Origin of the sequence: Novosphingobium aromaticivorans DSM 12444 (assembly GCF_000013325.1) — a bacterium.
In the GTDB taxonomy this organism is placed as follows: Bacteria; Pseudomonadota; Alphaproteobacteria; order Sphingomonadales; family Sphingomonadaceae; genus Novosphingobium; species Novosphingobium aromaticivorans.
Genome location: NC_007794.1, coordinates 2,151,043 through 2,162,756, shown reverse-complemented (window position 1 = coordinate 2,162,756; position 11,714 = coordinate 2,151,043). Strand labels below are relative to the sequence as shown.

The window sequence follows — 11,714 nt, the reverse complement described above, 5'->3', positions numbered from 1 at the left end:
TGGTGGTTTCATGGCGAAACCACGGGTCTTCCATAGACCGGAACGGGGTGCATGTTCCGGTGAACGAATGTGGAACGGATAAGCAACCAATTGCGACTCGTCAAGCAATTCCGCCATTTTCGAGCAGGTAGATCGGAACATCCGTTCCGCCCTCCTTCCGCTCGCTTCCCGCCTCGCGCACGACAAGCGCGTTCGCCCGGGCGAGCGGCGAGAGCGCCCCGGAATCCTGGAGTTCATCAAGTGTGACGCCGTTGCCATCCCAGTGGGCCCTGAGGAATTCCATGCGGCTGCCGCCCGGCCCCATCGGGCCAGCCAGCCTCGCCGGGATGGTGCGGGGGAGCGGGCTCGCCGCGCCGAGGCTGGCGCGCAGCAGAGGCAAGAGGAACAGGAACGCGGTGACGAAGGCCGAGGCTGGGTTGCCGGGCAGGCCGATGATGACCTGGTTGCCTCTTGTCGCGACGAGCAGCGGCTTGCCCGGCTTGATGCCCACGCGCCAGAAATCGATCTTCGCGCCCACCGCCTCGAGTGCGGGACGGACGAGGTCGTGGTCACCGACCGAAGCCCCGCCGCTGGTCACGACGACATCGGCCTCATGCGCGCCATCGAGCGCGGCGGCGAGATCTTCGATCCGGTCCGCGATCGGGCCGATGTGGCTGATGTCGCAGGGCAGCGCCGAAGCCATGGCGCAGAGCATGGGGCCATTGCTGGCGGGAAGCTGGTGCAGACGCGTCGTGTTGCCGGGCCGGACCAGTTCGTCTCCGCTGTCGATGACCGTGAGGCGCAACGGGCGGCGCACCGCGAGGTGGCTGTGCCCTGCCGCGATCGCCAGCGCGATCTGCGCGGGCCCGATGCGGGTGCCGGCTTCGATCAGCGTGGTGTCGGCGGTGAAGTCCATGCCGGCGGGGCGGATATGGCGGCCCGGAGGCGCGGGCGGCTCGCCAGTCAGGGTCAACGTTTCGCCGTCGCGTGCGCTGTCTTCCTGGAGGAGGACCATGTCGGCGCCCGCCGGCAGCATCGCGCCCGTGCTGATCCTGACCGCTTCGCCGCGACCGACGGTGCCGCCGAACGGATGGCCGGCCGCGCTCTCGCCAATGACACGCCAGGGGCCCGGAAGATCGGCGGCGCGCATGGCATGGCCATCCATCGCCGAAAGGGGCGCGGCGGGTTGGGTTCGGCGGGCGTGAAGCGGGGTGGCGATGTAGTGGCCGAGGCATTCCGCGACCGCGCGATGTTCGACCGAGAGACTGGGCGCGAGCGCCAGCAGGCGAGCCTGCGCTTCGGCCAGCTGAAGGGGAGGCGTTTTCACTCCGCCGCCTTCCACGTTCCCGACTTGCCGCCGCGCTTCTCGACGAGGCGGATCGCTTCGATCACCATGCCTTTGTCGAGCGCCTTGGCCATGTCGTAGATCGTCAGCAACGCGACCGAGACGGCGGTGAGCGCCTCCATCTCGACCCCGGTCCGGCCAGTCAGCGAGGCGGTGGCGGTGCATTCGATGCCGTCGGCGACGAAGGCGAAATCGACGTTCACGGCGTCGAGTGCGAGGGGGTGGCAGAGCGGGATGAGATCGCCAGTCTTCTTTGCCGCCATGATCCCCGCGATCCGCGCCGGGCCAAGGACGTCGCCCTTGGGCGCGTTGCCGGAACGGATCGCGTCGAGCGTCTGCCCCCGCATCCGGATCGTACCGCGCGCGATGGCCACGCGGTGCGTTTCGGCCTTGCCGCCGACGTCCACCATGCGGGCGGTGCCGCCCGAATCGATATGGGTCAGGTCGTTCATTCCGGCCCTCTGCTTCCTGAACAGGTTTACACGGTTTACACAGTCCAGAGGAGAAAGTGTAAGCCCCCGGCGCGCGTGGCCAATGACGCGGATTTGCGCGGTTTTCAAGGCGGCGGGCGCGAGAGCGACGGTGGGGGCGGACATGGTTGGAGAGTGACATGGCCCGACCGTGTAGGACAGCCGACCGGTCCGGATCGGGTGCTTGTTGGCAATTCGTTAGCAATCACACTGCAAGTTCGCGGGATGACCAATGAAACGCGACCGCCTCGACTGGCAGTGCTTATAGATGCCGACAATGCTTCCGCGAAGATTGCGACAGGCCTGTTCGAGGAGGTTGCCAAGCTCGGCGAGGCCAGCGTTCGGAGAATTTACGGGGACTTCTCCGGGACCAGGCTGAAGGCTTGGGCCGATGTCCTCGCCCGCCACGCGATCAAGGCGCAGCAGAATTTTGCTTACACCTCCGGCAAGAATGCATCCGACATTGCGCTTGTGATTGACGCGATGGACCTTCTGCATTCCGGTCGTTTCGACGGTTTCTGCCTCGTTTCCTCCGATAGCGACTTCACCGGTTTGGCGGCGCGCATCCGCGAACAAGGTCTTGATGTCTACGGCTTTGGAGAGAAGAAAACGCCCGAAAGCTTCCGGCAAGCCTGCAAGCGCTTCATCTATACAGAGAATCTGCTTGAACCTTCCGTTGTCGACATCACACCTGCGGTGGCCGCCAAACCCGCATCGTCGGAGGCCCAAGGGGCGCCCGTGTTGCCTGCGCCTGCCCCGTGCGCCGATGCCGCAAAGGAACCCGTGAAGTTTCCCCCGAGCAAGGCACGGCCAGTATTAAGGAAGGCCATCGAGCAGTCCGCCGATGAAAGCGGATGGGCCCATCTGACACGCGTCGGGCAACAGGCCAGCGCACTTCAACCGGATTTCGATGTCCGTAACTACACCGGAGTTTCAAAGCTCCGGGAACTCGTCGCCAAGGCAGGCGGGTTTGAGATAAACCAGGTTGGGGAAACCATTTGGCTCGTCAGGATCAAGCCGGCCAATAACGTCGCATGACGGTGCATTTGCTCTTGTTTCGGTAGCGTGAGCCGAGCAAGTCGGGGCAGGTGTCTCGACTTCGCCGGGCACCAACGGACATTGGTGGCTTGCACCGGTTATCGAGGCCGGCTTCCCGCTTGCAGGCTTGTCGCGCGTGGTTATTGTCCCTCGTGTAAGCAAGCGGGAGGGGCGGATGCGGAAGCGGTGGGTTGCGCTGGCTGCGGTGGTATTGGCGGGCGGAGCGGCATTTGCTTCGCTCGACAAGGAAACGCGCGGGGTGCTGTTGGCCATGCCGACCAACGCCGACGTGCTTTCCTGGGAACAGGGCCAGCGCGATGCGGCATTCAGGGCGATGGACCGCCTGCCGTTCCTGGCCAAGGCCAACACGATCGCTCCTGCCGCCGAGCCGCTGCCGCTTCCGTCCGGCAAGCCGCTCGCCGTGCCGGGGATCGATGCCTACATGGCCCGGCAGCGCACCGCAGGGCTGGTGATCGTGCAGGACGGCAAGGTACGGCTTGAGCGCTATGGCTTGGGCTTCGATGCCAAGGGGCGGTGGACGAGCTTTTCGGTGGCCAAGTCGTTCACCTCGACGCTGGTCGGCGCGGCGGTGAAGGATGGCGCGATCCGCAGCCTCGACGACAAAGTCAGCCAGTACATTCCCGGCCTGAAGGGCAGCGCATATGACGACGTGAGCGTGCGCCAGCTCCTTACCATGTCATCGGGCGTGCGATGGAACGAGGACTATGAGGACCCTAGGTCGGACGTCGCCGAGTTCAACCGCGCCAAGCCCGAAGACGGGCTGGATGCGACGGTGAGCTATATGCGCAAGTTGCCCCGTGCGCATCCGCCGGGAGAGGTCTGGCACTACAACACGGGCGAAACCAACCTGATCGGCGTGCTGGTTACTTCGGCGACGGGCAAGTCGCTGGCGGCCTATCTGCGGGAGAAGGTGTGGCAGCCGGCGGGCATGGAGGCCGAGGCAACCTGGTTGCTGGGCAAGACCGGCCACGAGATCGGCGGATGTTGCCTGCAGGCGGCGACGCGCGACTATGCGCGCTTCGGGCTGCTCGTGCTGGCGAACGGCAAGGGCCGGGACGGACGGCAGGTGGTGCCGGAGGACTGGTTCGGTCAGGCGACGACGAAGCAAAAGGACATCGGCAAGCCGGGACGCGGCTATGGGTTCCAGTGGTGGACCAACGATGACGGCACCTTTGCCGCGCAGGGCATTTTCGGCCAGGGCATCTTTATCGACCCGAAGCGCAAGCTGGTGATCGCGAGCAATTCCGATTGGCCGCGCGCCAGCGCAGGGCCGCAACCCGAGGAGCGCGAGGCGTTCTACCGGCAGGTCCAGCGACTGCTCGACGCGGAGCAGGGGGCCGGACCGGTGCGCCTGAACTAACCGAACAACAGTCCGCGCGTTGCCGCTTCGACGTCGGCCTGGCGCATCAGGCTTTCGCCGACGAGAAACGTGCGGGCGCCGCACTTTTCGAGGCGAAGCAAGTCGGCGTGGGTGTTGATACCGCTTTCGGCAACCAGCAGGGTGCCATCCGGAGCGAGGGGGGCGAGGCGTTCGGTCGTGGCGAGGTCGGTCACGAAGCGCTTGAGATCGCGGTTGTTGACCCCGATCAGGCGCGACCGCAGGCGGGCGGCGCGCTCCATCTCTTCCTCGTTGTGGACTTCGACAAGTGCATCCATGCCCTGTTCGAGGGCCGCGGCCTCGATTTCGGCCATCTGCTGGTCGGACAGGGCGGCGACGATGATGAGGATGGCGTCGGCGCCGATGGCGCGCGCTTCAAGGCACTGCCATGGATCGACCATGAAATCCTTGCGGATCACCGGGAGCGTGCAGGCTGCGCGCGCTTCGACGAGGAAATCCTCGTGGCCCTGGAAATAGGGTGCATCGGTGAGGACCGAGAGGCAGGCCGCGCCGCCGGCCTGATAGGCGCGGGCGTGATCGGCCGGACGGAAATCCGGGCGGATCAGACCCTTGGAGGGGCTGGCCTTCTTGATTTCGGCGATGAGCGCGAAGCCTTCGGCGGCCTTGCCGCGCAGGGCTTTTTCGAAGCCGCGCGGCGCGCTCTGTTCGCTGGCGCGGGCGGTGAGTTCGCTGACGGTGACAGCGCCCTTGCGGGCGGCGACTTCATTGCGCTTGGTATCGCAGATTTCGGTGAGCTTGTCGGTCATTGCGATCCCCCTTTGCCGCCGGGTTCGCGCGAAGTCGAGAACCGATTTGCGCCAGTGTGCCTCGACTCCGCTCGACATGAATGGCGACGGGGACACTATTCGAGAGCGGCGATCCAGCAGTTGAGAAGGGCGTTGGCAAGGCCCTTGTCGATGGCTTCGGCTGCTTCCTCGACGCCTTCGTGCCAGTCCTGCGCCTCGCCCGCGATGATGAGCGCGGCGGCGGCGTTGAAGAGCACGGCGTTGCGGTAGGGACCGTGCTCGCCTTCGAGGAGGGCGCGCAGGGCGCGGGCGTTATGGGCCGCGTCGCCGCCACGGATCGCGGTGACCGCGCTTTCGGGCAGGCCGGCGTCCGCAGGCGTTACGCGGCGCATGGAGATTTCGCCGTCGCGCACTTCGGCCAGTTCGTTGCCGCCGGCAAGGCTCAGTTCGTCGAGCCCCTCATCGCCGGAAATGACGAAGCTGTGATCGGTGCCGAGGCGCAGGATGGCTTCGGCATAGATCGGGACATAGGCCGGACGCGCGATGCCGACGAGCTGGCGGCGCACGTTGGCGGGATTGGCGAGCGGCCCCATCAGGTTGAAGATGGTGCGGCGGCCGAGCGCCTTGCGGATGGGCATGATACGGCCCATCGACGGGTGATGACGCGCGGCGAAGAGGAAGCAGATGCCGAGGTCGGCCAACGTCTCTTCGGCGGTTTCGGCGGCGCGGTCGAGATTGAGGCCCAGGGCTTCGAGGGTATCGGCGGCGCCGGCCTTGGAACTGGCGGCGCGGTTGCCGTGCTTGGCGACGGGCACGCCGCAGGCGGCGACGACGAGGCTGACGGCGGTGGAGACGTTGAGCGTGTGATGCCCGTCGCCGCCGGTGCCGCAGACGTCGATGGCGTTTGCGGGCGCCTTGATCGGGATCATCCGGGCGCGCATGGCCCGGGCGGCGCCGGCGATCTCGCTGGCGTTCTCGCCACGGTCGGACAGGCCCACGAGAAACCGGGCGATGGCTTCATCCGCCACGGCGCCATCGAGAATCGCGGCAAAGGCGGCTTCGGCCTCGGCTTCCTCTAGCGGGTGCTGGGGATCGGGGAGCAGGGTCATGCCGGGAGCGGGTTCGTCTTGATGCCGCAGATCCTGAGGAAGTTCGCGATCATCGCGTGGCCGTGTTCGGTGGCGATGGACTCCGGGTGGAACTGGACGCCGTGGATGGGCAGGTCGCGGTGGCGGAAGCCCATGACGTGGGTGTCGTCGGACCGGGCATTGACCACGAGGCAGTCGGGAATGTCGGTGACGATCAGCGAGTGATAGCGGGTGGCGATGAAGGGGCTGGGCAGGCCTTCGAAGACGCCGGTGCCATCATGCTCGACCGGACTGGTCTTGCCATGCATCAGCCCGCCACGCACGACCTTGCCGCCGAAATACTGGCCGATCGACTGGTGGCCGAGGCACACGCCGAGCAGGGGCAGCCGTGCATCCGCCGCCGCTCCGACGAGATCGAGGCTGACGCCCGCCTCGTTGGGTGTGCAGGGACCGGGCGAGAGCAGGAACCCTTGCGCGCCGGTTCCGATCGCCTGTTCGGCGGTCAGCGCATCGTTGCGCACGACTTCGACCTCGGCGCCCATCTCCATCAGGTAGTGGACGAGGTTCCAGGTGAAGCTGTCGTAGTTGTCGATGACGAGGATCATTGGCCAAACTTCGGTTCTGTGGCGACACGGACGGCTTCGCGCGCGGCGGCGAAGAGGGCGCCGCTCTTGGCTTCGCATTCGCGCTGTTCGTAGGCGGGGTCGCTGTCGGCGACGATGCCGGCGCCAGCCTGGACATGGAGGACGCCGTCCTTGAGGATGCCGGTCCTGAGGACGATGCAGCTATCGACAGAGCCGTCGGGCGCGAAATAGCCGACACCGCCAGCGTAGGCGCCGCGCGTCTCGGGTTCGAGTTCGGCGATGATCTCGCAGGCGCGGACTTTGGGTGCGCCCGAGACTGTGCCGGCGGGGAACCCGGCGAAGAGGGCGTCGACGCTGTCGGCGCGGTTCGTGTCGAGCTGGCCGACCACGTTCGAGACGATGTGCATCACGTGGCTGTAGCGTTCGACCGTGTAGCTTTCGGTGACTTTCACGGTGCCGGCCCTGGCCACGCGGCCGACGTCGTTGCGGCCGAGGTCGAGCAGCATGAGGTGTTCGGCGCGTTCCTTGGGATCGGCCAGCAGGCTCTCTTCGTTGGCCCGGTCTTCCTCGGCGGTGCGCCCGCGCGGGCGGGTGCCGGCAATCGGGCGGATCGTGACTTCGCCGTCGCGGATGCGGACCAGGATTTCCGGCGAGGAGCCGGTGAGCGCAAAGCCCGGCATGTCGAGGAAGTAGAGGAACGGCGAGGGATTGATGCGGCGCAGCGAACGGTAGAGCGCGATGGGCGGCAGCGGGAAGGGCGCGGTGAAGCGCTGGGCGAGGACGACCTGGAAGATGTCGCCCGCCTCGATGTAGTCCTTGGCGGCAGTCACCATACGCGCATAGTCGGGTGCGGCCATGACTGGCTGCGGCGTGACGTCGACCGCTTCGGCAAGGCGCGCATCGGCGGGGACCGGATCGGACAGCCGGCGCAGGGCATTGTCGATGCGCTCCGCCGCGGCTTCGAGCAGGCGCGCCGGATCGCCGCCTTCGGCCCAGACCGGGGCGATGGCGAAGAGTTCGTCGGACAGGCGGTCGAACACCAGCACCACGGTCGGGCGGGTGAACAGCATGTCGGGCAGGACAAGCTCGCTCTGCGGTGCGCGGGGCAGCTTCTCGACCAGGCCGATGGTCTCGTAGCCGAAGTAGCCGACGAGGCAGGCGAGCGCCGAGGGCAGCTCGGCCGGGACGTCGATGCGGCAGGAGGCGACGAGCGCGCGCAGTTCGGCGAGGGCATCGCCGGGTAGCGGTGCGAAGGCTGCCTTGTCGTGCCGCCAGATGCGGTTGATCTCTGCCGACGAGCCGGTGGCGCGGAAGACGAGATCGGGATCGAGCCCGAGCAGGCTGTAGCGCCCGCGTACTTCGCCGCCCTGCACGGATTCGAGCAGGAAATCGCCGCGACCGCTTTCCATCAGCTTGAGCGCGGCGCCGACGGGAGTCTCGGTATCGACGATCAGCTTGCGCCAGACCAGCGCCGGCTTTCCGGCGGAAAGCTGGGAAAGCGCGGCGCGGTGGTTTTCCGGCAGCGAGACGGCGGATGCGTCGATCGTGGTCATCGTCTTTGTGGACTTACTGGTTGTTCGCGCCGGTCAGCTGGTTGCGGACGGCCTTGATCGCGGATTCGTTGCGTTCGATGCCAAGGTCCTTGCCGATCGCGCGGCGCAGGGATTCAGCATATTCGTTGCCGGTGACGGCGCCCAGCTCGCGCGAGGCGCCGGCGAAGATCTGGTCTTCGCGCTTCACTGCGCCGGGCACGATGTCCTTGAGCGAGACGACGTACCATCCGGCCTTGTTCGGGCCCTCGAGGCGCTTGTTGCTGCCTTCGGCCATGGCGAAGAGCAGCGCGAGCGGCGGCGGGACCTGGCCCTGCATCGCGCCGATCTGCTGGCGGCCCATGTCGATGGGCTGCGGCGCGGGAATGGCGACACCGGCGAGCTTTACGGCTTCGGCAAGCGGGGTGCCCTTGTCGAGCGCTGCGAGGATCCTGTCGGCGGCGGCCTTCGCCTTGGCCGAGCCCTGCTGGAGCGCCCAGTCGCGGGCGACGGCGTCCTTGATGGCGGCAAGTGGAGCCGGGGTCGCGGCGGTGAGTTGTCCGACGTCGTAGATGGCGAACTTTTCGCCCGGCTTGATTTCGGCAAGCTGGGCTTCGCCTTCCCGTTCCATCGCAAAGGCGGCCTGGACGAGCGGCGCGATATCGGCGGGCGCCTTTTCCGCCGCCTTGCCGAAGACAGTGCCGTTGGCCAGCAGCGGCTGCGTCGTCTGGACGGTGAGGCCAAGGTTCTTCGCGATGTCGGCAAGGCCGGTGCCGCTGTCGATTTCCTGCTCGACTTGCGCGGCGAGGTCGGAAAGCGCCGCGCGGCGCTTTTCCAGCGTCAGGGCCGTGACGATTTCGGCGCGCGCCTGATCGAGCGTCTTGCCGGGATTGCGCTTTACCGCATCGACCTTGAGCACATGCCAGCCCAGGCCCGACTTCGCCGGCGTGGCGAGCGTGCCCGCCGTGGCGGCGAACGCGGCATCGGCTACGGCCTTCGACGTCTGGTTTGCAAGGGTGTCGCGGGTCTGGTCGGCGAGCTTGCTGGCGACGAGGCCCTTGGATCGGGCGGCCGTGTCGAGCGCGCCGCCCTTGCCGACTTCGGCGGCGAGCGCGCGCGCCGCGGCTTCGGTCGGCACGATCACCTGCGTGACCGAGCGCTGTTCGCTGGGCGCGTAGACGGCGGTGTTGAGCTTGTAGCGGTTGGCGATTTCCGCGTCGGTCGGAGCGGGCACGTTCTTGAGCGTTGCCTCGTCGACGAGCGCATAGCGGATCGTGCGGCGTTCGGGCTGCATGTAGCGGCCCTTGTTGGCGTTGTAGAACGCGGCGAGGGCGTTGTCATCGGGGCCGCCGGCGGGCGCGAAGGCCAGCGAGGGGACCGAAATGATCGTGCCGACGCGCTTTTCGGTAAGCAGCGAGGCATAGCGCAGGACCGCTTCGGCCGGCATCTGCGCGCCGAACGCGGCGGGCAGCAGAAGCTGGCGGGCCATCAGGCCCTGTGCAAGGTCGTTGCGCACTTCCTTGTCCGTAAGGCCGCGCTGGGCGAGGAGTTGCTCATAGGCCTTCTGGCTGAACTTGCCGTCAGGGCCCTGGAACGCGCCGATCTTGACGATCTCGCTGTCGACCAGGCGGTCGCTGACCGCGAGGCCGTGCTTCTTGCCCCATTCCGCAAGCGCCAGCCTGTCGATCATGCCCGACAGGACGCCTTCGAGGCCGCCGCCGTCGAGGAACTGCTTCATGGTCAGGCCGGGCTGCTTCTGGCGGTCCTGCTCGAACGCGCTGGTCAGTGCCTTGCCGAGTTCGCCCGTGCCGATGCGGCCGGAGCCGACCTTGGCGGCACGGTCCCCGCCGGCGACGCCGCCGAAGCCGCTGCCGGTGACATCGGCGCTGGCAAAGGCGAGCGCGATCAGGCCGAGGAAAAGCAGGGCGATTGCTACGCCGATGCGGGACTTGAGGAACGAGCGGAAGAAGCCGAGCATTTGCGGGTGTTCGTCTCTTGTCTGGGTGCCTGATGGCGCCCTGTTTGGGATTGGGCGATGCCTTAGGAGGCAAACGCGTTTCCCGCAATGGCTGCGTCGCCCTGCGGGCCGCCTCGGGGTGTGGTGGTGCGATTTTTAACGCTTATGCGATCAGGCGTTTTGCAGAATCGGCGCGGGTTTGTTAGCCGCCGCGACGACTCCGGCCTTCACGGACCGGAAAATACCGATTGCATCAGGGAATTTACAGGGGAACCGGCCGATCATGTCGCATCGTCCTTACATTGTCGGAAACTGGAAGATGAACGGGAGCCGCGCCATGCTGGCCGAAGCCCGCGCGATCGACCGGGCGGCGGGGCGCTATCCCGACGTGCAGGTGGCCATCGCCCCTCCGTTCACCCTGATCGGCGCGCTGCGCGAAGCGGTGAGCGCCATGGGCGTGGGCGGGCAGGACTGCCACACCGAGGTCAAGGGCGCGCATACCGGCGACGTCTCGGCAGCGATGCTGGTCGACACCGGGGCCGACTTCGCGATTCTAGGCCACAGCGAGCGCCGCAAGGATCACGGCGAGAACGACGCGCTGGTCAAGGCCAAGGCCGAAGCGGCGCTGACGGCGGGCCTCGACATCATCGTATGTGTCGGCGAAACGCTGGACCAGCGCGACGCGGGCAAGGCGGAGGCGGTTGTCTCATCGCAGGTCGACGGTTCGCTTCCTTCACCGGAAACGGCCGCCGAGGCAGTTGCAGCGGGTAAGGTCGCGGTTGCCTATGAGCCGGTCTGGGCCATCGGCACCGGCCGCGTGGCCGCTGTCGAGGACGTGGTGACGATGCACGCCGCAATCCGCGCCCGCCTCGTCGCGCTTTATGGTGAATCCGGCAGCAAGGTCCGCATTCTCTACGGCGGTTCGGTGAATTCCGGAAACGCCGCGGAACTGCTGGCGGCGGACGGCGTCGGCGGCGCGCTGGTCGGCGGCGCGAGCCTGACGGCCGAGGCGTTCCTGCCCATCGTCGCGGCGGCGGGTACCGGCGAAGCCTGAGGCTGCTTCCCGCAAGGGTGGAGCGTCCGACGGGTTGCGCCGAAGGGCGCACGCGCCTACATGGCCAGAAATTCCTGCGCGGCTTCGCGCCAAGGGTAGAGATTCATGTCGCTGTTCATTTTCCTTACCGTGGTCCAGGCGATCATCGCGGCGCTGCTTGTCGTGGTGATCCTGATGCAGAAGTCCGAAGGCGGTGGTCTTGGCGTTGGCGGCAGCCCGGCGGGCTTCATGTCGGCACGCGGCGCGGCGGACTTCATGACCCGGGCGACGACAGTTCTCGCCTCGCTGTTCGTGCTGCTCAGCATCATCCTTGCCGCACTTGCGGTCGGCGCGACCTCGGGCCGCGAGATCGACACCTCGCTTGAACGCGCGACGCCGGTTCAGAACGCGCCCGCCGCCGATCCGCTCGCTCCGGCGCAGGGTGCTCCGGCTCCGGCCCAGCAGCAGGCGCCCGCGCAGCAGGCTCCGGCCGATCCGCTCAAGGGCGCGGCTGGCCAGTAAAACCTTTACGGCAACGCGACCTGC

General features: G+C 67.1%; 11 protein-coding genes. 4 read left to right on the top strand and 7 right to left on the bottom strand.

Annotated features, from left to right (window positions below):
- Positions 1-100 precede the first annotated feature (100 nt).
- On the bottom strand, positions 101-1,306 hold the full coding sequence (locus SARO_RS10200; protein WP_011445676.1) for a molybdopterin molybdotransferase MoeA: 1,206 nt from the start codon (positions 1,304-1,306) through the stop codon (positions 101-103).
- The gene (gene moaC / locus SARO_RS10195; RefSeq protein ID WP_011445675.1) at positions 1,303-1,776 is read right to left on the bottom strand and encodes a cyclic pyranopterin monophosphate synthase MoaC; all 474 of its coding nucleotides are present in this window, start codon (positions 1,774-1,776) and stop codon (positions 1,303-1,305) included. Before moaC ends, SARO_RS10200 begins: the two co-directional genes overlap by 4 nt.
- Positions 1,777-2,019: 243 nt before the next feature.
- Between moaC and SARO_RS10190 the strand changes: the two genes are divergently transcribed.
- Both SARO_RS10190 and SARO_RS10185 read left to right on the top strand, forming a co-directional pair.
- Positions 2,020-2,832, top strand: a complete 813-nt coding sequence (locus SARO_RS10190) for an NYN domain-containing protein (RefSeq protein ID WP_011445674.1) — start codon at positions 2,020-2,022, stop codon at positions 2,830-2,832.
- Between the two features lie 175 nt (positions 2,833-3,007).
- On the top strand, positions 3,008-4,213 hold the full coding sequence (locus tag SARO_RS10185; RefSeq protein WP_011445673.1) for a serine hydrolase domain-containing protein: 1,206 nt from the start codon (positions 3,008-3,010) through the stop codon (positions 4,211-4,213).
- On the opposite strand, the gene trpC is transcribed toward SARO_RS10185, so the two are convergent.
- The 5 genes from trpC to SARO_RS10160 all read right to left on the bottom strand — a co-directional run bounded on the left by trpC (position 4,210) and on the right by SARO_RS10160 (position 10,156).
- Entirely contained in the window at positions 4,210-4,998 is a 789-nt protein-coding gene (gene trpC / locus SARO_RS10180) for an indole-3-glycerol phosphate synthase TrpC (RefSeq protein WP_011445672.1), read from the bottom strand. The two genes, SARO_RS10185 and trpC, sit on opposite strands and share 4 nt — an antisense overlap.
- Positions 4,999-5,093: 95 nt before the next feature.
- Positions 5,094-6,086 (bottom strand): anthranilate phosphoribosyltransferase, encoded by a 993-nt coding sequence (gene trpD / locus SARO_RS10175; RefSeq protein WP_011445671.1) that lies wholly within the window; start codon positions 6,084-6,086, stop codon positions 5,094-5,096.
- Complete coding sequence (locus tag SARO_RS10170; protein ID WP_011445670.1) at positions 6,083-6,670, bottom strand: anthranilate synthase component II; 588 nt, start codon at positions 6,668-6,670, stop codon at positions 6,083-6,085. Before SARO_RS10170 ends, trpD begins: the two co-directional genes overlap by 4 nt.
- Complete coding sequence (locus SARO_RS10165) at positions 6,667-8,202, bottom strand: anthranilate synthase component I (protein ID WP_011445669.1); 1,536 nt, start codon at positions 8,200-8,202, stop codon at positions 6,667-6,669. The genes SARO_RS10170 and SARO_RS10165 overlap by 4 nt, the downstream gene beginning before the upstream one ends.
- A 13-nt stretch (positions 8,203-8,215) precedes the next feature.
- Complete coding sequence (locus SARO_RS10160; RefSeq protein WP_011445668.1) at positions 8,216-10,156, bottom strand: SurA N-terminal domain-containing protein; 1,941 nt, start codon at positions 10,154-10,156, stop codon at positions 8,216-8,218.
- A gap of 262 nt (positions 10,157-10,418) precedes the next feature.
- Between SARO_RS10160 and tpiA the strand changes: the two genes are divergently transcribed.
- A complete protein-coding gene (tpiA, locus tag SARO_RS10155) occupies positions 10,419-11,189 on the top strand; it encodes a triose-phosphate isomerase (RefSeq protein WP_011445667.1) in 771 nt (256 codons plus the stop codon).
- A 105-nt stretch (positions 11,190-11,294) separates the two neighbouring features.
- Complete coding sequence (gene secG, locus SARO_RS10150; RefSeq protein WP_011445666.1) at positions 11,295-11,690, top strand: preprotein translocase subunit SecG; 396 nt, start codon at positions 11,295-11,297, stop codon at positions 11,688-11,690.
- The last annotated feature ends 24 nt before the right edge of the window (positions 11,691-11,714 follow it).

Bases quoted from the DNA above. Each gene is read 5' to 3' on its own strand.
- moaC (WP_011445675.1), bottom strand. From the start codon at position 1,776: ATGAACGACCTGACCCATATCGATTCGGGCGGCACCGCCCGCATGGTG.
- SARO_RS10190 (WP_011445674.1), top strand. From the start codon at position 2,020: ATGACCAATGAAACGCGACCGCCTCGACTGGCAGTGCTTATAGATGCC.
- SARO_RS10185 (WP_011445673.1), top strand. From the start codon at position 3,008: ATGCGGAAGCGGTGGGTTGCGCTGGCTGCGGTGGTATTGGCGGGCGGA.
- trpC (WP_011445672.1), bottom strand. From the start codon at position 4,998: ATGACCGACAAGCTCACCGAAATCTGCGATACCAAGCGCAATGAAGTC.
- trpD (WP_011445671.1), bottom strand. From the start codon at position 6,086: ATGACCCTGCTCCCCGATCCCCAGCACCCGCTAGAGGAAGCCGAGGCC.
- SARO_RS10170 (WP_011445670.1), bottom strand. From the start codon at position 6,670: ATGATCCTCGTCATCGACAACTACGACAGCTTCACCTGGAACCTCGTC.
- SARO_RS10165 (WP_011445669.1), bottom strand. From the start codon at position 8,202: ATGACCACGATCGACGCATCCGCCGTCTCGCTGCCGGAAAACCACCGC.
- SARO_RS10160 (WP_011445668.1), bottom strand. From the start codon at position 10,156: ATGCTCGGCTTCTTCCGCTCGTTCCTCAAGTCCCGCATCGGCGTAGCA.
- tpiA (WP_011445667.1), top strand. From the start codon at position 10,419: ATGTCGCATCGTCCTTACATTGTCGGAAACTGGAAGATGAACGGGAGC.
- secG (WP_011445666.1), top strand. From the start codon at position 11,295: ATGTCGCTGTTCATTTTCCTTACCGTGGTCCAGGCGATCATCGCGGCG.